This is a genomic window from Methyloparacoccus murrellii (genome assembly GCF_054657115.1).
This window is the reverse complement of record NZ_BAAHXD010000028.1, coordinates 15823-35514: the sequence shown is the minus strand read 5'-3', so window position 1 is coordinate 35514 and position 19692 is coordinate 15823. Positions and strand designations below refer to the sequence as shown.

The following is a 19692-nucleotide window of genomic DNA, read 5'->3' as shown; positions in this document are numbered from 1 at the left end:
AACCGTCGGGGAGACGATGACCGGGTGTAGCCGGTTCCCGTGCGCCACCGCGGCATGGCGCCTCGCCGGCAGGCTCGCGCGCGGGCGGCCCCGGCGGCTATTTCTTCTTGACCTCGCCCTTGCGCATGATGTTGATGCCCTTGAGCAGGTTGAGCGCCTCGTTGAGCGGGTAGTCCTGCAGGGCCAGCGCCTCCTCCTGCTCTTCCGGCGTCTTCTCCGGAGCCTTCTGCAGCAGCGGCTCCTTGGCCGGTTCGGTGGCGGCCGGCGGCGGCGTTGCCGGCTTCTGGCCAACCTTGGGGTTCTCCAGGTGGTTAGCCAGGTCGGACTCCTTGAGCGGACCGAACTCGGATTGCTGCGCGGCTTCCAGCTTGACGCGGGAAATCGGCACGTCCGGGGTGATGCCCTCGGCCTGGATCGACCGGCCGGAGGGTGTGTAGTAGCGCGCCGTCGTCAGCTTGACCGCGCCGCCGTTGCTGGTCGGCAGGATGGTCTGCACCGACCCCTTGCCGAAAGTCTTCTCGCCCATGATGATGGCGCGCTTGTGATCCTGCAGGGCGCCGGCGACGATCTCCGAGGCCGAGGCTGAACCGGCATTGATCAGCACGACGATGGGCGCGCCCTCGAGCAGGTCGCCGGAGGAGGCGCTGAACTTCATCTTGGCGTCCTCGACACGACCATCGGTGTAGACGATCAGGCCGTCGTCGAGGAAGGCATCGCTGACCGTGACGGCGGCATTGAGGACACCGCCCGGATTGTTGCGCAGATCGATGACCAGCCCCTTGAGCTTGCCCTTCTTCTTCAGCTCGTCGATGGCTTCGATCATGCTCTCGCCGGTCTTGGCCTGGAAGCTGGACAGCCGCACATAGCCGTAGCCCTCTTCCAGCAGGCGGCTCTTGACGCTCTTGACCTTGATGATGTCGCGCACCAGCTTGATCTTGATCGGCTGTTCCGCGCCCTCGCGGACGATGGTCAGCACGATGGGACTGCCGGGCTCACCGCGCATGATCTTGACCGCGTCGTTGAGGCTCAGGCCCTTCACCGGCTTCTCGTCGAGGCGGATGATGAGATCGCCCGCCTTGACCCCGGCCTTCTGCGCGGGGGTGTCGTCGATCGGGGCGATGACCTTGACGAAACCGTTCTCCATGCCGACCTCGATGCCCAGCCCGCCGAACTGGCCGGTGGTGCCCACCTTCAGTTCGTCGTACTGTTCCTTGTCGAGGTAGGCCGAATGCGGATCCAGTCCGGTGAGCATGCCGCGAATCGCGTCCTCCAGCAGCTTGTCGTCCTTGACCGGCTCGACATAGTCCTGCTTGATCCGGCCATACACCTCGGAGAAGGTCTTGAGTCCCTCGAACGGTATCTGGGCCTGATCGTCGGTCTTGCCCTCCAGGGTGGCGTTGGCCGGCGGTTCGGGCTTCTCGGCCAGCGCCATGCCCGTCACGCCCAGGGTCAGGCCCAGTACCGGCGCGCCGATCAGAGTCAAGAGGGGGTTCGGTCGCAACATAGAGAAATCTCGTGAAAGGGTTAAACGGGTTCACCGGCGCTCAGGCACGTCCGGCACACCAGGACACGGGGTCGACGGGCTGTCCGTTCCGCCGGATACCGAAGTAGAGCCCGGGCTTGTCGCGGCCGCCGCTGGAGCCGACGGCCGCGACCACCTCGCCTGCCGTCACCGCGTCGCCCTGGCGCTTGTAGAGAGTCTGGTTGAAGGCATAAAGGCTCATGACGCCATCGCCATGATCGAGGATCAGCAGCAGGCCGTAGCCTCGAAACCAGTCGGCGAAGGCGACCTGGCCACCGGCAACCGAACGGACTGGCGCACCTTCCCTGCCGGCGATCAGCAAGCCATCCCAGCGCCCGCTCAGCCGCGGGCTGCCGAACGCCGCCAGCAGCGCACCGGCCGGCGGACAACGCGCCTTGCGTGGTTTGTCCTGAACGGACGGCGACCTGGCATCCGGAGCCTCGGCCGGCGGAGACTCCGCGCCGACGGACTTCACCAGTTCCGCCAGACGCCGCTCGTCCTCGCGGAGTTGCGCCAGACGGGCCGCCTGGCTGCTCAGCTCGCGGTCCCAGCTGGCCAGCAGTTGCCGTCTTGCCTGGGTCGCCGCCTGCAGGTCGGCCCGCTCGTGCTGAACGTGCCGCCGGGTCTCGCGCCCCAGCATCATCTCCCCGTTCAGCTCCGACTCAAGGTCGCCCAGACGGATGTGGTCTTCCCGCCAGGTCTGAATCAGGGCCGATCGGGACTGGTTCAGATAGCCGTAATAGGCTAGCACACGCGCCAGGCGCGACGGCTCCTCCTGATTGAGGAGGAGTTTCATCCAGTCCTTGTGGCCGATCGCGTAGGCGCTGCGCATCTGTCCGGCCAGGAGACGCTGCTGGCGCCGGATCTCCGCATCCAGCTGCTTGCGCTGCCGCTTCAGTCCGGCAATGCGCTGCTCCCTGGCACGCAGCTGGGCTTCCAGCTCGGCGATTTCACGGCTCAGCTCGCCCTGGCGGCGCTCGATATCGGCCAGCTGCTGATCGAGCCGGTCCCGGACCGATTGCAGCGCATCGCGCGTCTGGCGCGTGCTCTCGATGCGCTGCTGGATATTCGCCAACGGCTCGGTCACAGGTTCGACCATCGCCTCCAGCACGCCGGCCCGGCTGGCCAGCAGCATCGCCAGGGACCGGAGGAAAACCGCCCGCCCGATCGGAGACAAGCTGAACCGTGTCAGGTGCGGCCCGCGCGCCTGCGAGCGGGAGGATTGGCGGCCATGGTGCGAGTGGCTCAGTGCAGCAGCGACCGCCCCGTCATCTCGGTCGGCTTGGCGACCCCCAGCATATCCAGCAGCGTCGGCGCGATATCCGCCAGGTTGCCGTCCTCGGCCAGGGTGCGGCTAGGACGCCCCTTGTAGACCAGGGGCACCGGGAAGGTAGTGTGCTGGGTCAGGGCGACACCGGTTTCCGGGTCGACCATCTGCTCGACATTGCCATGGTCGGCGGTGATCAGGAGCTCGCCGCCCACCTTGTCGAGCGCCGCCACAACCCGTGCGAGCGAAGCGTCCAGAACCTCGACCGCCTTGACGGCGGCCGACATGATGCCGGTATGCCCGACCATGTCGCCGTTGGCATAGTTGCAGATGATGACGTCGAACTGACCACCCTCGATGGCCTTGACCAGCTCGTCCGTGACTTCCGGCGCGCTCATTTCCGGCTGCAGGTCGTAGGTCTTGACCTTCGGCGACGGGATGAGTATCCGGGACTCGCCCGGGAAGGGTTCATCCTTGCCGCCATTGAAGAAGAAGGTCACGTGGGCATACTTCTCGGTTTCTGCCAGGCGGAGCTGGGTAAGCCCCTGCTCGGCCAGCACCTGGCCCAGCGTATGGGTGATGGACAGCGGCGGAAACGCGACCGGATAGGTGAAGTCCTGATGGTATTCGGTCAGGGTGACATAGGCGCCCAGTTTGCGCACGACCCGGCGCGGAAAGCCGCCGAAATCGGCGTCGTTGATCGCCTTGGTGATCTCGCGGGCGCGATCGGCACGGAAGTTCATGAACACCACCACATCGCCGTCCTCGAGGTGAACGGGCTGTTCCCCGGCCGGGACGATGGCGGTGGTCTGGACAAATTCATCGGTTTCGCCGCGGGCGTAGGCCATTTCCAGACCCGCCATCGCGGTCGGAGCGGTGAACTCGCCCTGGCCCTCGGCGATCAGCTGGTAGGCCTTCTCGACGCGTTCCCAGCGATTGTCCCGGTCCATCGCATAGAAACGGCCGGCCAGCGAGGCGATGCGCCCCCGGCCCAACTCGGCGAACTTGGCCTCCAGGGCCCGGATGGAACCGGCCGCGCTTTGCGGCGGCGTATCGCGACCGTCGAGGAAGGCGTGCATGTAGACCTTCTCCACGCCCTTGCGGACGGCCAGCTCGGCCATGGCCTGGATCTGGAAGTCGTGGCTGTGCACGCCACCCGGCGACAGCAGGCCGAAGATGTGCAGGGCCTTGCCCGTTTCCCTGGCCTTCTCGGCCGCCGCCGACAGTGCCGGATTGTCGAAGAAGGAACCGTCGCGGATGGCCTTGTTGACGGCGGTGAAGTCCTGGTTGATGAGACGGCCGGCGCCCAGGTGAAGATGCCCGACCTCGGAATTGCCCATCTGGTCGTCCGGCAGGCCGACAGTCTCGCCGGCGCAGTGCAGCAGCGTATGGGGACAGTCGTTCCAGAGCTGCGTCCAGGTCGGCGTGTTGGCGGCCGCGATGGCGTTGTATTGATCGGACTCGTTGTAGCCGAATCCATCCAGGATAATGAGCACGACGGGTTTAGGGCGAGGCGAGTTCAACGTATAATCTCCGGCTGATCACGGATCGAACCAGGATGGTCGATCTGGAATGGGAATCGGCGCCACCCGGCGCCGCTGGCCGGGATTTTAGCCGTTTTTCCTTCACGCGTCGTGCCCGGTGGCCCATCGGACCGATGCGAACTGGAGCCACAACGCCGGAGTCAACAGACCGTAACATGAAGGAAGAACTCATCAGCCGGGACGAGGACATCACCCGCGCCGCGCTGTCCATCAAGGCCATGGCCCACCCGCTGCGGCTGAAGATTCTCTGCATCCTGGGCGATGAAAGCGTCAACGTGCAGGACATCGTCGACATCTGCGGCACGACGCAGAGCAACATCTCGCAGCATCTGGCCATCATGCGGTCGAAGGGCATCCTGGGTTGCCGCAAGGAGGCCAACCGCGTGTACTACTTCATCGACGACAAGCGCACCCTCAAGCTCATCCAGATGATGCGCGAAGTCTTCTGCGCCGACGGCAACCCCCACAGCAACACCGACTCCGAATAAAGCATGAACATCACTCCCGAGCAGCTACTGGAATTCATCGGCAACCACTGGGTCATGACCAGCGGTCTGTTCATCGTCACCCTCCTGCTTGTCCAGGACCTCATCGATTCCGCCTTCCGCAAGCATCAGAGCGTGACGCCGAACGAAGCCGTGCTGCTGATGAACCAGGACGAGACCGTGGTGATCGACGTGCGCGAACCCAACGAATTCGCCGAGGGCCATATCGAGGGCGCCCGCAACATCCCTCTGGCCAAGCTCGGCGAGCGCGCCGCCGAACTGGCGCCGCACCGGGAACACCCGCTGATCGTCACCTGCCAGTCGGGCACCCGTTCCCTGGCCGCCGGCAAGCAGCTGACCAAGCTCGGCTTCACCAAGGTCTATGAAATGAAGGGCGGTATGTTCGCCTGGAAGGACCAGAGCCTGCCCGTTTCCAAGAAGCGCGGCTGATCGCGGCCGCCACCGCACGCACGACTGTCCGCAATCCCGTCAGCCACCCCGCCCGCGACGGGGTCCGCTCCCCTTTTCGCACTCAACCCTGACACCCTAGCCATGGCCGAAGAAAACACCAGCAATCAAGCCGAACGCCAGTTCAGCATCCAGAAGATCTACGTCAAGGACATCTCCTTCGAAACGCCGAATTCGCCGCAGGTCTTCACCCAGACCTGGGAGCCGCAGGTCGAGTTCAACCTCGCCAGCAGCGCGCAGCAGATCCAGGACGGCGTCTACGAGGTGGGCCTGACCATCACCCTGACCGTCAAGCTGGAACAGAAGACCGCCTACCTGGTCGAGATCACCCAGGCCGGCATCTTCAATGCCAGCGGCTTCCAGAACGAGGAAATGGGCCATCTGCTCGGCAGCTATTGCCCCAACCTGCTGTTCCCCTATGCCCGCGAGGTGGTTTCCGATCTGGTCGCCAAGGGCGGCTTCCCGCCCATGCTGCTTGCCCCGGTCAACTTCGACGCCCTCTACGCCCAGCACCTGCAACAGATGCAGCAGGGCGGCGGCCAGTCCGTCACCAGCCACTGAGCAGATCGGCGCTTCGCCGACTTGCCGGCATCCGCCGCCCCGACATGACGACATTCGACGCGACATGACCCGAATCGCGGTGCTGGGTGCCGGCTCCTGGGGCACGGCACTGGCGCTGGTGCTGGCGCGCAATGGCCATCCGGTGCAGCTGTGGGGCCATCGCGCCGGGCACATGGCGGCGCTGGCGCGCGAGCGGCGCAACATCCGCTATCTGCCGCAGGCGCCCTTCCCCGCCAATCTGACGACCACGGCCGACCTGGCCGAGGCGGTCGACGCCGCCAGCGTGCTGCTGGTCGCCGTGCCCAGCCATGCCTTCCGCGAGCAGCTGGAGGCGCTGCGGCCTCATTGCCGCCGGCATGCCCGGATCGCCTGGGCCACCAAGGGCCTGGAACTGGAAAGCGGACTGCCGCTGCACCGCGTGGTGGCCGAGGTCCTCGGCGAGGACATGCCCGCGGCCGTCCTGTCAGGTCCGACCTTCGCCGGCGAGGTGGCCGAGGGACAGCCCACCGCCATCACCGTTGCCTCGGCGGTGCCGGACTTCGCCGCCGAACTGGTGGGGCTGCTGCACAATCCGCGCTTTCGCGCCTACAGCAGCTCCGACATGGTCGGCGTCGAGCTGGGTGGCGCCATCAAGAACGTGCTGGCCATCGCCGCCGGGGTCGCCGACGGCCTCGGATACGGCGCCAACGCGCGCGCCGCGCTGATCACCCGCGGTCTGGCCGAGATGATGCGGCTCGGCACCACGCTGGGTGGCCGGCCCGACACCCTGATGGGGCTGTCCGGCGTCGGCGATCTCATCCTCACCTGCACCGACAACCAGTCGCGCAACCGCCGCTTCGGCATCGGGCTCGGCCGCGGCGAGACGCCGGACACCGTGGCCCGGGCGATCGGCCAGGAAATCGAAGGCATCCCGACGGCGCGCATCGTCCACGACCTGGCCCGCCGGCACGGCATCGACATGCCCATCACCGAACAGGTCTACCGCATCCTCTACGAGGGATTGCCGCCGGCGGAAGCGGTGACCAACCTGCTCCTGCGCGAACCCAAGCCGGAAACCGGCAACCGCTGAGCCCCGCCCGGGCGAGCGGCGCCCGTCACTCAATGCGGCGTCAGGGTCACCAGCCCCGCATCAAGACCGGCGATCTTCAGCACCTTCCGCAGTTCCGGGCTGACGTTGACGAGCTGCAAGCGCTCGGGACCGAGGGTCTTGGCCGCCGTGATGCAAAGACTCAGGAATACCGAGGACAAGAAGCCGACCTCGGCAAGATCGAACACCACGGGCCCGGCAGCGGCCCGGATGCGGCTCAGCACCGCCTCGCTGAATGCGCCGGTATGCAGGCCATCCATGCGGCCATGAAAGCGGACGAGCAGGCTATTGTCCTGGTCCAGGATATCGGGCGGGGCGTTCTTGTAGTCAGACATTGCGGTGGTACCGGGCATGGATGGCGTCGGCATCGAGGCTCTCGTCCAGGTAGAGGGCCTTGTCGAAGCGCTGGAAAACCGTGTTCTCGCGGCGCCGGGTGATGCGCTGCACATTGATCAGGTGGCGGGCGGTGACGTTGTCGGTGGTGATGTTCTTGCCGCCGGTGCCGCAGCCCAGAGTCAGCGAGGGCGGAATGCGGTTGTAGAGATGGCCGACCGCTCCCAGCGCCGAAGGCATGTTGACGACGATCCGGCCGGCATTCATCAGTACCGAAAACTCGCGGATGCGCGCCTCGTCGTTGCAGAACAGGCTGACGGTATGGCCGATGCCGCCGTAGAAATTGAGATCGATGCAGGTCTCCACGCCGGCGGCGAAATCCTCGGCGATGTAGAAGGCCAGCACCGGCGCCAGGATCTCGCGCGACAGCGGATAGTCGTCGCCGACCCCCTCCAGGGTGGCGATCAGCAGGGTGGTGCCCGACGGCACGGGGATGCCGGCCTTGCGGGCGATTTCCTCGGCCGGACGACCGACGATATCGCCCGCCATGTGGCCGCTTTCGTCGAGGACGACCGGCTCCAGCCGCTTCGCCTCGCGGTTGTCGAGGAAATAGGCGCCCTGCTGGCGGAAGGCCTCCATCAGCTCGTCGGCGATGGCGCGGTCGGCGACGATGGCCTGCTCGCTGGCGCAGATGGTGCCGTAGTCGAACAGCTTGGAGGCGCAAATTTCCCGCACGGCAAACGCCACGTCGGCACTGGCATCGACATAGACCGGCACGTTGCCGGGCCCGACGCCCAGGGTCGGGGTGCCGGAACTGTAGGCCGTATGCACCAGGCTGGTGGCGCCGGTGGCGAGAATCATGGCCAGCTGCGGATGCGCCATCAGTGCCTGGGTCTGGACCCGCGACACTTCCTCCAGCCACTGCACGCAGTCCTCCGGGGCGCCGGCCGCGAGCGCCGCCTCGTAGCAGATGCGCGCCGCCTCGACGGAACAGCCGCGAGCCCGGCGGGACGGGCTGACGATGACCGGGTTGCGGGTCTTGAGCGCGCTGAGCACCTTGAAGAATACGGTCGAGGTGGGATTGGTGGCCGGGATGACGGCCAAGATGGGCCCCACCGGCTGGGCAATCTCGATGATGCCGGCCTGGGCATCCTCATGGACGATGCCCACGGTCCGGAGATCGCGGATGTCCTCGTAGACGAACTGGGTGGCCACCACATTCTTGATGACCTTGTCCTCCCAGCGGCCGATGCCCGTCTCCTCGTGCGCCTGGCGGGCCAGGCGCACGCGGGCAGCGAAGGCGGCGCGGTAGACGGCCTCGACGATACGATCGGTCTCGGCCTGGTCGTACTGGCTGAACACGGCGGCGGCCGTCACCGCGCGCTGCATGATGTCGTCGATATCCACCATAAGATTCTGATCTGCTCGTGATGCGGCCCGGACGGGCATCATCCCATGCCGGTTTTTCGGGCACAATCTCGCCTCCAGCAAACCCCGCCCCTCCGCCGACCTCCCGGAACGCCGTCCAAGCCATGACTTCCCTCACCCGCAAGGCCATCATCGCCGGGATTCTCGGCAACATGCTGGAGTGGTACGACTTCGCCCTCTACGGCCATTTCTCCCTATTCATCGGCCAGACCTTCTTTCCCAGGGAGGAAGCGGGACTCGCCATGCTGGCGGCCTTTGCCGTTTTCAGCGTGAGCTTCTTCATGCGGCCCCTCGGCGCCATGCTGTTCAGCGCCATCGGCGACCGCCATGGACGCCGCAGGGCCCTGTCGCTGTCGATGCTGGGCATGGCCATTCCCACCGCCGGCATCGGTCTGCTGCCCGGCTATGACCAGATCGGCTACACCGCCACCCTGGTGCTGGTGCTGCTACGACTGTTCCAGGGACTGTCGCTGGGCGGCGAGATGGGCGGAGCAATCACCTATGTGATGGAGCATACGCCCGAACGCCGCATCGGCCTGGCTTCCGGACTGATCCAGGCCAGCACCTGCACCGGGCTGCTGCTCGGTACCGCCATTTCCAGCGCCATCTCGGCCTTGCTGACGGAAACACAGTTCAACGACTGGGGCTGGCGCGTGCCCTTCCTGCTGGGCCTGCTGGCAGCCGGCATCGGCCTGGCCATCCGCCGCCACATGCCGGAGAGCGCGCTTTACGAACTGGCGCGCAGCGAGGACCGGCTGCTGCGCAATCCCATCCGCGCGGTACTGGCCCACCATCGGCGTGCGATCCTGCTCGGCGTCGCCGTGGTGACGCCCATGACCTGCGGTTTCTTCTTCGCCTTCGTGTACTTCAACAGCTTCATGATGGCCGAGCTGCACCTGACGGCCCGGCAGGCACTGATGATCACGTCCGGGGGACTGCTGCTGTCGCTCGCCATGACACTGGCCGGCGGCTGGCTGGCCGATCGCCGGGGCTACCGGCCGGTGCTGGCGGTGGGTGCCAGCCTGCTGCTGGCCACCGTCTACCCGCTGACGGGCTGGCTGTCGGGCAGCCACGGGCTGGCGCCGGTGCTGCCGGCCTATTTCGCCTTCGCCGCCCTGCTCGGGCTCTACACCAGCGCCGCCTTCGCGGCGGTGGCCGGGCTGTTCGGGACCGAGGTCCGCTACAGTGGCGTCAGCGTGGCCGTGAACATCGCCTCGCCAGTCTTCGGCAGCACCGCCCCCCTGCTGGCGGCCTGGCTGACCCGGGAACTCGGCATCGCTGCCGGCTTCGAGGTGTTCGGGCTATACCTGATCGCCCTGTTCATCCTGGCGGCGCTGGCCATCCGCCGGCTGGACCACCGGGCCTTCGCCGGCTGGGGGCGGATGCCGGCCTCAGAAAGCCCCAGCTGACCCGTTCCGTCATGCAGCCCGGCGCCCTCGCCATCACCCGCATCGACGCCTGGCCGGTCGACATTCCGCTGACCGACCCCTTCGCCATTGCCAGGGGCACCCTGACGATCGCCGAAAGCGCCTATGTCCGCGTGACGCTCGCCAACGGCGTCCGCGGCTACGGGGAAATGGCCCCCTTCACCGCCCTGACCGGCGAAACCCGCACCGGCAGTCTCGGAGCCGCGCAACATCTGCGCGAGACGCTGCTGGGCCAGCCGGTGACGCACTACCGCGCGCTGAGCGCCTCGCTCGCCTGTGCCACGCCGGAGCAACCTGCCGCCCGCTGCGGCCTGGAAACGGCCATGCTGGATGCCTTCTGTCGCGCCCTGGGCCTGCCGCTGTGGGCCTTCTGGGGCGGAGCGCGGGCACAGCCGGCACGCACCGATGTCACCCTGCCGATCCTCGACGCGGGGCGCATCCTCGAACTGGCGGCGCAATGGCGGTCGCGCGGCTTCGACACGCTCAAGCTGAAGGTCGGCCGCGATCCTGCGGCAGAGATCGCCCTGGTCCAGGAACTGGCCAGCCGGCATCCCGACGTCGCATTCATCTTCGATGCCAACCAGGGCTACAACCGCGAGCAGGCGCTGGATTTCATCGCCGCGGCCAGCGCCACCGGCTGCCGCATCCGCCTGTTCGAGCAACCGGTGGCGCGCGAGGATCTGGCCGGGATGGCCTGGCTGCGCGCCAGGACCCCGGTGCCGATTGCCGCCGACGAGGCCGTCTTCAGCGCCAGGGACGCCCTGCGGGTCATCGAGGCCGGGGCGGCCGACATCATCAACCTCAAGATCATGAAATCCGGCGTGCTGGAAACCCTGCGCATCGCCGAGATCGCCCGCGCCGCGGGCCTGGGACTCATGATCGGCGGCATGGTGGAATCGCGTCTGGCGATGGGCTGCTCACTGGCGCTGGTCATGGGCATCGGCGGCATCGAGCATCTCGATCTCGACACGCCCTTGCTGCTGGCGACCGACCCGCTGACGGGCGGTTATGGCTATTGCGGACCGGACCTGTCGGTCTGCGAAGCGCCGGGGTTGGGCATGACGCCGCGAGTCGAACCCTGAGCCCGCATCCACCACGGTGTGGACTCGAAAAATTCATACCCGTTTATGGGCTCGCTTCGTACAATAGCCACCAGCCAGGAAATACCTCATCGCCAAAAAGGATCAGATCCCATGCCCAAGAAGCTATTGCAGCGGTACCTGCCCAACCCCGACAAGATCAAGCAGATCAAGGCCCTCGGGTTTCTCGGCGACCGCCTGCACTCGCCCAACCTCTGGCACCTCAACCGCCGTTCCGTATCCCGCGCCTTCGCCATCGGGCTCTGGTGCATGTACACCCCGCCGCTGCCCTGGCAGCAGGTGCTCGCCGCCATCGGCGCCATCTGGTTCAACGCCAACCTGCCGATCGCCGTTGCGCTGGTGTGGATCACCAACCCCTTGACCTGGCTGCCGATGTACTACTTCGCCTACGAAGTCGGCGCGCTGGCGATGGGATCGACCACCTTCAGCTTCGAGCAGTTCTCCGAGCTGTTCAGCATCGAGAAGGCCATGGCGCTGGGCACGCCCCTGCTGCTGGGCTGCTTCATCCTCATGAACATCGGCGGCGTGCTCGGTTACTTCGGGGTGCAGTGGCTCTGGCGGCGCTCGATCCGGCATGCGGTGGAACTGCGCAAGTTCCGCAGCTCGCCGTTCAACTCGGCGGTCATGGCCCGCGAAAGCTACGCCACCTACCAGAAATTCATCGCCCACCACACCCATCCTCATCCGCAATCTGGCGACGACCGATCCGGCGGCACCTGATCCCGCCGGCGGCGGGCGGACAACTCAGCCCCGGTAGCCGTCGGGGTTGGCGTGCTGCCAGCCCCAGTGGTCCCCGCAGATGGCATCGATGTCGCGGCTCGCCCGCCAGCCCAGCAGGGCTTCCGCCTGGGCCGGATCGGCATAGTATTCGGCCAGATCACCCGGCCGCCGGGCGGCGAAATGCAGCGGTATCGTGCGGCCGGAGGCACGTTCGAAGGCGCGCACCATGTCCAGCACGCTGTAGCCCCGGCCGGTGCCGAGATTCACGGTCAGACAGCCGGGCTCGGCCAACCGGCGCAGGGCGCAGAGATGCCCCTCGGCCAGATCCATCACATGGATGTAGTCGCGCACGCCGGTACCGTCCGGCGTCGGGTAGTCGTTGCCCCAGACGTTGAGCTCGGCCCGCCGGCCTACCGCCACCTGGGCGATGAACGGCATGAGGTTGTTGGGAATGCCCTGCGGATCCTCGCCGATCAGCCCGCTGGGGTGCGCGCCGACCGGGTTGAAATAGCGCAGGATAGCGACCCGCCAGCTGTCGTCGGAGCGGTGCAGGTCGCGCAGCATGTCCTCCACCATCAGCTTGGTCCGGCCGTAGGGATTGGTCGGCGCCAGGGGGTGCGTCTCGGTGTAGGGCAGGCAGACCGGATCGCCGTAAACCGTCGCCGAGGAACTGAAGACCAGGGTGCGGACACCGGTCGCCTGCATCGCCCGCAGCAACCGGTGGCTGCCGATCACGTTGGTGTCGTAGTAATCCAGCGGCCTGGCCACCGATTCGCCCACCGCCTTGAGGCCGGCGAAATGGATCACCGACTGGCAGTCCTGCTCGCGCAGGGTCCGCTCCAGCAGCGCCTGGTCGCGGACATCGCCGTTCACCACCACGATCTCGCCGGAGGCGATCCGCCGCACGCGCGCGATGGCGGCCGGCTGGCTGTTGCAGAAATTGTCGTAGACCACCACCCGGTAACCCGCCTCGAGCAGCGTCACGCAGGTGTGGGAGCCGATGTAACCGGCGCCGCCGGTAACCAGGATGGAGGGAGGAGCAGCTGTCATGGGGATATGGCCGAATGTCGGGTTGTTGCCTGGCCCGCCATTATGCCGGCTGAGCCATGTCCAAGGCATGCCGCCGCCCCATCCGGCCGCCGCGATCCCGGTTGACGCACTGCGGGGTCTCATCAAGAATGCCGGCCTCCCGATCGATACCCCGGTACCCCTCACGCTCATGCCGCTCAAGGAAAAGCTCTTCGTCCTCGGTCAGTATCCGCTGCCGCACCACTGGCTGTCACGGCTCATGGGACGCCTGACCCACTGCCGGAACCCGGCCGTCAGGCGTACCCTCATCCGCAGCATCAGCCGTGCCTACCGGATCGACCTGGACGAGGCGCAGGAACCCGACCTCAACGCCTATTCCTGCTTCAACGACTTCTTCACCCGGGCGCTGAAACCCGGCGCCCGGCCGATCGCGGACCAGCCGAGCGTGATCGCCAGCCCGGCCGACGGCTTCCTGAGCCAGGCCGGCCGCATCGAGGCCGGCCGCCTGCTCCAGGCCAAGGGCATGGACTACAGCGCCGAAACCCTGCTCGGCGGCGATCCGGCGCGGGCGGCGCCGTTCCTCGGCGGCGCGTTCGCCACCATCTACCTGTCGCCACGCGATTACCACCGCCTGCACATGCCGCTCGCCGGCACCCTGCGCGAGATGGTGCATGTGCCCGGCCGGCTGTTCAGCGTCAACGATGCCACGGCGCGCGGCGTGCCGAACCTGTTCGCCCGCAACGAACGGGTGGCTGCGCTGTTCGATACCGAGGCCGGCCCCATGGCGCTGATACTGGTCGGCGCCATCTTCGTGGCCAGCATCGAGACCGTCTGGCACGGCGTCGTCACCCCGCCCGCGGCCCCCGGCATCCGGACCTGGTCCTACGCCGACACCCCGATCACCCTGGCGCGCGGCGTGGAAATGGGCCGCTTCAACATGGGCTCCACCATCATCGTCCTGTTCGGGCCGGAGGCGGTCGAATGGAACGCGCGTCTCCAGCCCGGCGCCCCGATGCGCATGGGCGAGGCCATGGGCCGGGTCGTTCGCGCCGCCCGCTAGCCGCGGGCGCTCGCGAGGGCGGCGCCCCGGACCGGCAGCGTCCTGGAGTTTCCTCGACACGGCTTCGGCCGGATAATAGCGGGATCGCAAGACGGATATCCGCCATGAAATCGATCACCCTGCCGATTGCCCTGCTGACCGCCACGATGGCCGCCACGGCCCGGGCCGAAACGCTCTATGTCTCGCTGGAGAAGGACAATGCCATCGCCGTCCTCTCGGGGCCGGACGGCAAGCGGGAGAAGACCCTCAAGATCGGCAAGCGCCCGCGAGGGCTGGGCCTGAGTCCGGACGGACGATCGCTGTACGTGGCCGTCAGCGACGAGGACACCATCAAGGTGATCGATACCGAAACCCTGAAGATCACCGGCAAGCTGCCGTCGGGCGAGGATCCGGAAACCTTCGCCATCGATCCGGCCGGCAAGCTGCTGTTCGCCTCCAACGAGGACGACAACCAGGTGACCGTCATCGACCTCGCCACCCGCAAGACCGTCAAGACGATAGCGGTCGGCGTCGAACCCGAGGGCATCGCCGCCAGCCCCGACGGCAGGTGGATCGTCAGCACCAGCGAGACGACCAACATGGCGCACTGGATCGATCGCCAGACCCTGGAAATCGTCGACAACACCCTGGTCGACCCGCGCCCCCGCGCCTGCGCCTTCAGCGACGACAGCCAAGAGCTATGGGTCAGCTCCGAGATCGCCGGCACCGTGACCGTGCTCGACAGCGGCACCCGCAGGGAAACCCACAAGATCGGCTTCCGGATACCCGGCGTGACCCAGGAGAAAATCCAGCCGGTCGGCATCCGCATCGACAAGGACCGCCGCTATGCCTACGTCGCCCTGGGGCCGGCCAACCGGGTGGCGGTGATCGATGCCCGGACCTACGAGGTGGTCGACTACTGGCTGGTCGGCCAGCGGGTCTGGAACCTGGCGTTCTCGCCGGACCAGCAGCGGCTCTACACCACCAACGGCGTCAGCAACGACATTTCCATCATCGATCTGGCGTCGCGCAAGGTGGTCCGCTCGGTTGCCGTGGGGCAGTATCCCTGGGGCGTGGCGGTGAAGCGGTGAGCGCCACGCCCGCCCTCGCCGTCGAGCGCCTCGGCCATGCCTACGGGCGTAAGCAGGCGCTGGACCAGGTCAGCTTCACCGTCGATTCCGGCCAGTGCGCGATCCTGCTCGGGCCGAACGGTGCCGGCAAGACTACCCTGTTCTCGCTGATCACCCGCCTCTACGACAGCCGCGAAGGCCATGTCCGCATCGCCGGTTTCGACCTGCACCGCGATACCGGCCGGGCGCTGGCCAAGCTGGGCGTGGTGTTCCAGCAACCGACACTGGACCTCGATCTCACCGTCACCCAGAACCTGCTGTACCACGCCGCCCTGCACGGCATCGGCCGCCGGGAGGCCATGCAGCGCATCGAGGAGGAACTGCGGCGGCAGGGCATGTACGAGCGTGCCGGCGAGAAGGTCCGCCAGCTCAACGGCGGCCACCGGCGCCGCGTCGAGATCGCCCGCGCCCTGCTGCACCGGCCGCGGCTGCTGCTGCTCGACGAGCCGACGGTGGGCCTGGATGTCCCCAGCCGCAAGGCCATCGTCGATCATGTGCATGAGCTGACCCGGAGCGGACGCCTGTCGGTGCTGTGGGCCACGCACCTGATCGACGAAATCCGCGACAGCGACCGCCTGATCGTCCTGCACGCCGGCCGCATCCGCGCCATCGGGGACGTCGCCGAGGTCCTGGCGCAAACCGGCGCCGACAGCATCGGCGCCGCCTTCGAACGGCTGACCCACCGTCCGGAGGCCGCATGAGTCCCTGGCATTACCTGCGCGCCCTGCGCGGCATCACGGGACGGGAGCTGCTGCGCTTCGTGCATCAGCGCGAGCGCTTCGTCTCGGCGCTGGTGCGCCCCCTGATGTGGCTGTTCATCTTCGCCGCCGGCTTCCGCTCCACCCTGGGCGTGGCCATCATTCCGCCCTACGAGACCTACATCCTCTACGAGGTCTACATCACGCCGGGGCTGCTCGGCATGGTGCAGCTGTTCAACGGCATGCAGAGCTCGCTGTCGATGGTCTACGACCGCGAGATGGGCAGCATGAAGACACTGCTGGTCAGCCCGCTGCCGCGCGGCTACCTGCTCACCTGCAAGCTGCTGGCCGGCGTGCTGGTGTCGGTGCTGCAGGCCTATGTGTTCCTGCTGGTCGCCTGGCTGTACGGCATCGAGGCACCGCCGCTGGGCTATCTCACGGTACTGCCGGCATTGCTGCTGTCGGGGCTGATGCTGGGCGCGCTGGGACTGCTGCTGTCGTCCTTCATCCGGCAGCTGGAGAATTTCGCCGGCGTGATGAATTTCGTCATCTTCCCGATGTTCTTCCTCTCCTCCGCCCTGTACCCCCTGTGGAAGATCCAGGAATCCAGCCTGCTGCTCTACCGGCTGGCGCAGCTCAACCCCTTCACCCATGCCGTGGAACTGATCCGGTTCGCCCTCTACGGGCAGTTCAACGCGGAGGCCTGCTGGGTCACGGCGGGCGCCCTGCTGGTCTTCATGGCCATCGCCATCCTCGGCTACAACCCGGCCCGTGGCGCCATGCGCCGCAAGGGCTGAGCACCGCTTGCCAACGCCGCGACCGGCCGCCGCTGCCGGCATCGCGGCCACCCGCCCGGCCGGCCCGAGGCTGGCCTTGGCTATAATCGCCGGCCTGACATGTCCCGTCCCAACCTGACCCACGGAGATTCATCCCTTGCCTGACTTCGTCCCCGGACAACGCTGGATCAGCGAGACAGAACCCGAACTCGGCCTCGGCATCGTGCTGTCGGAGGAGGGCAACCGTGTGACCCTGCTGTTCATGGCCGCCGGCGACCGCAGGATCTACGCGACGCGGAATGCCCCGCTGGCACGCGTCCGCTTCGCCCCGGGCGACCAGGTGCAGAGCCAGGACGGCTGGAGCATGACGGTGACCGCCGTGGATGAGCAGGACGGGCTTCTCACCTACCGGGGCCGCGACGAGGATGGCGAACCGCTCGCACTGGAGGAAGTGGACCTCAACCCCCATCTGCAATTCAACAAGCCGCAGGAACGGCTGTTCACCGGCCAGCTGGACAGCGCCGAGCTGTTCAACCTGCGCCACGACACGGTGCGGCTGATCGGCCGGCTGGAGCAGTCGCCGGTGCGCGGACTCTGCGGCGGGCGCGCCAGTCCGATTCCGCATCAGCTGTTCATCGCCCACGAGGTCTCCAACCGCCCATCGCCGCGCGTGCTGCTGGCCGACGAAGTCGGCCTGGGCAAGACCATCGAGGCCGGCCTGATCCTCCACCACCAGCTGATCACCGGCCGGGCCGAGCGCGTGCTCATCGTCGTGCCCGAACCGCTGCTGCACCAGTGGCTGGTAGAAATGCGGCGCCGCTTCAACCTGCGCTTCAGCCTCTTCGACGCCGAGCGCTACCGCGAGGCCGGCGAGCCGAATCCCTTCCAGAGCGAGCAGCTGGTGCTGTGCAGCCTGGACTTCCTGATGGCCTCGCCCCAGCACCAGAGCGACGCCATCGCCGCCGGCTGGGATCTCTGCGTGATCGACGAGGCCCATCACCTCGGCTGGTCGCAGGCAGCGCCCAGCCCCGAATATCGCTTCGTCGAGAGCCTCGGCAAGCAGGTCCCTGGGCTGCTGCTGCTGACCGCCACGCCGGAACAGCTGGGCAAGGAAAGCCATTTCGCCCGTCTGCGGCTACTGGATCCGGACCGCTTCCACAGCTACGAGCCGTTTCTTGCCGAGGAGCGCGACTACGCGGGCCTGGCCGATGTCATCCAGCATCTGCTCGACGATGCGGTGCTGGACCGGACTCAGCTCGGCCGTCTGCGCGAGCTGCTGGCCGAGGATCTGGCCGATGACCTGCTGGAGCGCCTGGACGATCCCGCATCCAGCCAGGCCGCGCGGCAGGCGCTGACCCAGCTGCTGCTGGACCGCCACGGCACCGGCCGCATCCTGTTCCGCAACACCCGCGCCACGGTCAAGGGTTTTCCGGGACGCCGGCTGTTGCCCACGGCGCTGCCGCTGCCCGCCCATTACGGGGTGGCGCTGGCCAGCCCCGGCCTGTCGCCCGAACAGCGGCTGTGGCCGGAGCGCTGGGTGACAGCCGATGGCCAATGGTGGCGGCAGGACCCGCGCGTGGCCTGGCTGACGGCGACCCTCAAATCCCTGCGCCAGGCCAAGACGCTGGTCATCTGTGCGCAGCGCGAGACGGCCATGGACCTGGAGGAAACCCTGCGCATCGCCGGCATCCGCGCCGCCGCGTTCCACGAAGGGCTCAGCATCGTCGCCCGCGACCGGGCCGCGGCCTGGTTCGCCGACCGGGAGGACGGCGCGCAGGTGCTGGTCTGCTCGGAAATCGGCAGCGAGGGCCGCAATTTCCAGTTTGCCCACCATCTGGTCCTGTTCGACCTGCCGCTCAACCCCGACCTGCTGGAACAGCGCATCGGGCGGCTGGACCGCATCGGCCAGAGCGAGACCATCCAGATCCATCTCGGCTACCTGGAGAACAGCGCCCAGGAGACGCTCTACCACTGGTACCAGGATGGCCTGGGCGCCTTCGAGCAGCTCAACCCGGCTGCGCCGACCGTCCATGCCCGACTGCAGGCGCGGTTGCTGGACCTGCTGGCCAACCCCGATCCGGCCGGCGAGGCGGCGCTTCTGGCGGAGGCCGGCGTCCTGTCGCGGGCAACCCAGGCCGCCCTGCAGCAGGGCCGCGACCGCCTGCTGGAACTCAATTCCTGCCGCGAGGCGGAGGCCCGGCGGCTGGTCGAGGCCCTGCACGCGCAGGACGCCGACCCGACCCTGTGGCCATGGCTGGAGCGGGTCTTCGACGCCTACGGCATCAGCGTCGAGGAACACTCCGAGCGTTGCCTGATCCTGAGACCCGGCGAGCACATGCGCATGCAGTTCCCGGAACTGCCCGACGAGGGCGTGACGGTGACGCTGGACCGCGACACCGGATTGTCGCGGGAGGACATCCTGTTCCTCAGCTTCGAGCACCCGATGGTGCGCGGCGCCATGGACATCATCCTCAACAGCGAGCACGGCAACGCCGCCCTGAGCATCCTGCGGCATCCCGATCTCGACCCGGGGCAGCTGCTGGTGGAATGCTTCCATGTGGTCGATTGCAGTGCGCCGAAACACCTGCACATCGCCCGTTTCTTCCCGCCGGTGCTGATCCGCACCCTGCTGGACCATGAGGGCAACGATCTCAGCCACCTGCCCTTCGAAAGCCTAGAACGGGTCCCGCGACAGTTCGACCGCGAGCATGCCCTGGAACTGCTGCGGGCCCAGCGCAAGCCCATCGAAGCCGCCATCAAGCGCGCCGAGGCGCGGGCCAGGAAACAGGTACCCGGCATCCTCGAAGCGGCCATCAGCCGCATGCTGGGCGCCATGACCGGGGAACTGAAGCGGCTGGCCGCCCTGCGCAAGGTCAACCCGAACGTCCGCCAGGAAGAACTGGACCAGCTGAAGGCCCATGCGCTGGACATGCATGCCAGCATCCAGGCCGGCCGGCAGCGGCTCGATGCGGTCCGGGTGATCGTCACCGCCTGAGATCCGACCCCGGCGGAAGGCGGCGATCCCTGCCTGCGGGATCGACGCGGGAGCTGCCATAATGGCCGCGCACATCACCGATC

Annotated in this window: 18 protein-coding genes; 12 read left to right on the top strand and 6 right to left on the bottom strand. The window is 67.3% G+C overall.

The genetic code is table 11. The features are described from left to right. Positions 1-97: 97 nt before the first annotated feature. The 3 genes from ACYQ1H_RS09530 to gpmI all read right to left on the bottom strand — a co-directional run bounded on the left by ACYQ1H_RS09530 (position 98) and on the right by gpmI (position 4285). On the bottom strand, positions 98-1504 hold the full coding sequence (locus tag ACYQ1H_RS09530) for a S41 family peptidase (RefSeq protein WP_460027813.1): 1407 nt from the start codon (positions 1502-1504) through the stop codon (positions 98-100). A 40-nt stretch (positions 1505-1544) separates the two neighbouring features. Next, entirely contained in the window at positions 1545-2699 is a 1155-nt protein-coding gene (locus ACYQ1H_RS09525) for a murein hydrolase activator EnvC family protein (protein ID WP_460027812.1), read from the bottom strand. Between the two features lie 68 nt (positions 2700-2767). Beyond that, positions 2768-4285, bottom strand: a complete 1518-nt coding sequence (gene gpmI, locus ACYQ1H_RS09520) for a 2,3-bisphosphoglycerate-independent phosphoglycerate mutase (protein WP_460027811.1) — start codon at positions 4283-4285, stop codon at positions 2768-2770. A 203-nt stretch (positions 4286-4488) separates the two neighbouring features. On the opposite strand from gpmI, the gene ACYQ1H_RS09515 reads away from it, so the two are divergent. The 4 genes from ACYQ1H_RS09515 to ACYQ1H_RS09500 all read left to right on the top strand — a co-directional run bounded on the left by ACYQ1H_RS09515 (position 4489) and on the right by ACYQ1H_RS09500 (position 6916). Further along, the gene (locus ACYQ1H_RS09515; RefSeq protein WP_460027810.1) at positions 4489-4821 is read left to right on the top strand and encodes an ArsR/SmtB family transcription factor; all 333 of its coding nucleotides are present in this window, start codon (positions 4489-4491) and stop codon (positions 4819-4821) included. Between the two features lie 3 nt (positions 4822-4824). Then, on the top strand, positions 4825-5268 hold the full coding sequence (locus ACYQ1H_RS09510; protein ID WP_460027809.1) for a rhodanese-like domain-containing protein: 444 nt from the start codon (positions 4825-4827) through the stop codon (positions 5266-5268). 102 nt (positions 5269-5370) lie between these two features. After that, on the top strand, positions 5371-5847 hold the full coding sequence (gene secB / locus ACYQ1H_RS09505) for a protein-export chaperone SecB (protein WP_460027808.1): 477 nt from the start codon (positions 5371-5373) through the stop codon (positions 5845-5847). Between the two features lie 64 nt (positions 5848-5911). Beyond that, the gene (locus ACYQ1H_RS09500; protein WP_460027807.1) at positions 5912-6916 is read left to right on the top strand and encodes an NAD(P)H-dependent glycerol-3-phosphate dehydrogenase; all 1005 of its coding nucleotides are present in this window, start codon (positions 5912-5914) and stop codon (positions 6914-6916) included. Between the two features lie 29 nt (positions 6917-6945). On the opposite strand, the gene ACYQ1H_RS09495 is transcribed toward ACYQ1H_RS09500, so the two are convergent. Together ACYQ1H_RS09495 and ACYQ1H_RS09490 are read right to left on the bottom strand one after the other, a co-directional pair. Beyond that, positions 6946-7269, bottom strand: a complete 324-nt coding sequence (locus tag ACYQ1H_RS09495; protein WP_460027806.1) for an STAS domain-containing protein — start codon at positions 7267-7269, stop codon at positions 6946-6948. Continuing rightward, positions 7262-8677 (bottom strand): aldehyde dehydrogenase family protein, encoded by a 1416-nt coding sequence (locus tag ACYQ1H_RS09490; RefSeq protein WP_460027805.1) that lies wholly within the window; start codon positions 8675-8677, stop codon positions 7262-7264. Before ACYQ1H_RS09490 ends, ACYQ1H_RS09495 begins: the two co-directional genes overlap by 8 nt. Positions 8678-8799: 122 nt before the next feature. Between ACYQ1H_RS09490 and ACYQ1H_RS09485 the strand changes: the two genes are divergently transcribed. The 3 genes from ACYQ1H_RS09485 to ACYQ1H_RS09475 all read left to right on the top strand — a co-directional run bounded on the left by ACYQ1H_RS09485 (position 8800) and on the right by ACYQ1H_RS09475 (position 11942). Next, positions 8800-10104: an MFS transporter gene (locus tag ACYQ1H_RS09485; protein WP_460027804.1), complete on the top strand. Its 1305-nt coding sequence runs from the start codon at positions 8800-8802 to the stop codon at positions 10102-10104. An 11-nt stretch (positions 10105-10115) separates the two neighbouring features. Further along, positions 10116-11204, top strand: coding sequence for a mandelate racemase/muconate lactonizing enzyme family protein (locus ACYQ1H_RS09480; RefSeq protein WP_460027803.1), 1089 nt, complete (start codon positions 10116-10118; stop codon positions 11202-11204). A 111-nt stretch (positions 11205-11315) separates the two neighbouring features. Then, on the top strand, positions 11316-11942 hold the full coding sequence (locus tag ACYQ1H_RS09475) for a DUF2062 domain-containing protein (protein WP_460027802.1): 627 nt from the start codon (positions 11316-11318) through the stop codon (positions 11940-11942). A gap of 24 nt (positions 11943-11966) precedes the next feature. Here ACYQ1H_RS09475 and galE read toward each other — a convergent pair whose 3' ends face one another. Beyond that, entirely contained in the window at positions 11967-12992 is a 1026-nt protein-coding gene (gene galE / locus ACYQ1H_RS09470; protein ID WP_460027801.1) for a UDP-glucose 4-epimerase GalE, read from the bottom strand. A gap of 169 nt (positions 12993-13161) precedes the next feature. Here galE and asd point away from each other — a divergent pair, with 169 nt between their 5' ends. The 5 genes from asd to rapA all read left to right on the top strand — a co-directional run bounded on the left by asd (position 13162) and on the right by rapA (position 19609). Next, positions 13162-14031 carry an archaetidylserine decarboxylase gene (gene asd / locus ACYQ1H_RS09465; protein ID WP_460027821.1) on the top strand — a complete coding sequence of 290 codons (870 nt, stop codon included), beginning with the start codon at positions 13162-13164 and terminating at the stop codon, positions 14029-14031. Between the two features lie 104 nt (positions 14032-14135). Beyond that, positions 14136-15101 carry a PQQ-dependent catabolism-associated beta-propeller protein gene (locus ACYQ1H_RS09460; RefSeq protein ID WP_460027800.1) on the top strand — a complete coding sequence of 322 codons (966 nt, stop codon included), beginning with the start codon at positions 14136-14138 and terminating at the stop codon, positions 15099-15101. Then, complete coding sequence (locus tag ACYQ1H_RS09455; protein ID WP_460027799.1) at positions 15098-15841, top strand: ABC transporter ATP-binding protein; 744 nt, start codon at positions 15098-15100, stop codon at positions 15839-15841. The genes ACYQ1H_RS09460 and ACYQ1H_RS09455 overlap by 4 nt, the downstream gene beginning before the upstream one ends. Next, positions 15838-16635: an ABC transporter permease gene (locus tag ACYQ1H_RS09450; RefSeq protein WP_460027798.1), complete on the top strand. Its 798-nt coding sequence runs from the start codon at positions 15838-15840 to the stop codon at positions 16633-16635. Before ACYQ1H_RS09455 ends, ACYQ1H_RS09450 begins: the two co-directional genes overlap by 4 nt. 136 nt (positions 16636-16771) lie before the next feature. Then, complete coding sequence (rapA, locus tag ACYQ1H_RS09445; RefSeq protein ID WP_460027797.1) at positions 16772-19609, top strand: RNA polymerase-associated protein RapA; 2838 nt, start codon at positions 16772-16774, stop codon at positions 19607-19609. The last annotated feature ends 83 nt before the right edge of the window (positions 19610-19692 follow it).

Excerpts from the sequence above, each read along its gene's own strand:
- ACYQ1H_RS09530 (WP_460027813.1), bottom strand. The coding sequence starts at position 1,504 with ATGTTGCGACCGAACCCCCTCTTGACTCTGATCGGCGCGCCGGTACTG.
- ACYQ1H_RS09515 (WP_460027810.1), top strand. The coding sequence starts at position 4,489 with ATGAAGGAAGAACTCATCAGCCGGGACGAGGACATCACCCGCGCCGCG.
- ACYQ1H_RS09510 (WP_460027809.1), top strand. The coding sequence starts at position 4,825 with ATGAACATCACTCCCGAGCAGCTACTGGAATTCATCGGCAACCACTGG.
- secB (WP_460027808.1), top strand. The coding sequence starts at position 5,371 with ATGGCCGAAGAAAACACCAGCAATCAAGCCGAACGCCAGTTCAGCATC.
- ACYQ1H_RS09500 (WP_460027807.1), top strand. The coding sequence starts at position 5,912 with ATGACCCGAATCGCGGTGCTGGGTGCCGGCTCCTGGGGCACGGCACTG.
- ACYQ1H_RS09495 (WP_460027806.1), bottom strand. The coding sequence starts at position 7,269 with ATGTCTGACTACAAGAACGCCCCGCCCGATATCCTGGACCAGGACAAT.
- ACYQ1H_RS09490 (WP_460027805.1), bottom strand. The coding sequence starts at position 8,677 with ATGGTGGATATCGACGACATCATGCAGCGCGCGGTGACGGCCGCCGCC.
- ACYQ1H_RS09485 (WP_460027804.1), top strand. The coding sequence starts at position 8,800 with ATGACTTCCCTCACCCGCAAGGCCATCATCGCCGGGATTCTCGGCAAC.
- ACYQ1H_RS09480 (WP_460027803.1), top strand. The coding sequence starts at position 10,116 with ATGCAGCCCGGCGCCCTCGCCATCACCCGCATCGACGCCTGGCCGGTC.
- ACYQ1H_RS09475 (WP_460027802.1), top strand. The coding sequence starts at position 11,316 with ATGCCCAAGAAGCTATTGCAGCGGTACCTGCCCAACCCCGACAAGATC.
- galE (WP_460027801.1), bottom strand. The coding sequence starts at position 12,992 with ATGACAGCTGCTCCTCCCTCCATCCTGGTTACCGGCGGCGCCGGTTAC.
- asd (WP_460027821.1), top strand. The coding sequence starts at position 13,162 with ATGCCGCTCAAGGAAAAGCTCTTCGTCCTCGGTCAGTATCCGCTGCCG.
- ACYQ1H_RS09460 (WP_460027800.1), top strand. The coding sequence starts at position 14,136 with ATGAAATCGATCACCCTGCCGATTGCCCTGCTGACCGCCACGATGGCC.
- ACYQ1H_RS09450 (WP_460027798.1), top strand. The coding sequence starts at position 15,838 with ATGAGTCCCTGGCATTACCTGCGCGCCCTGCGCGGCATCACGGGACGG.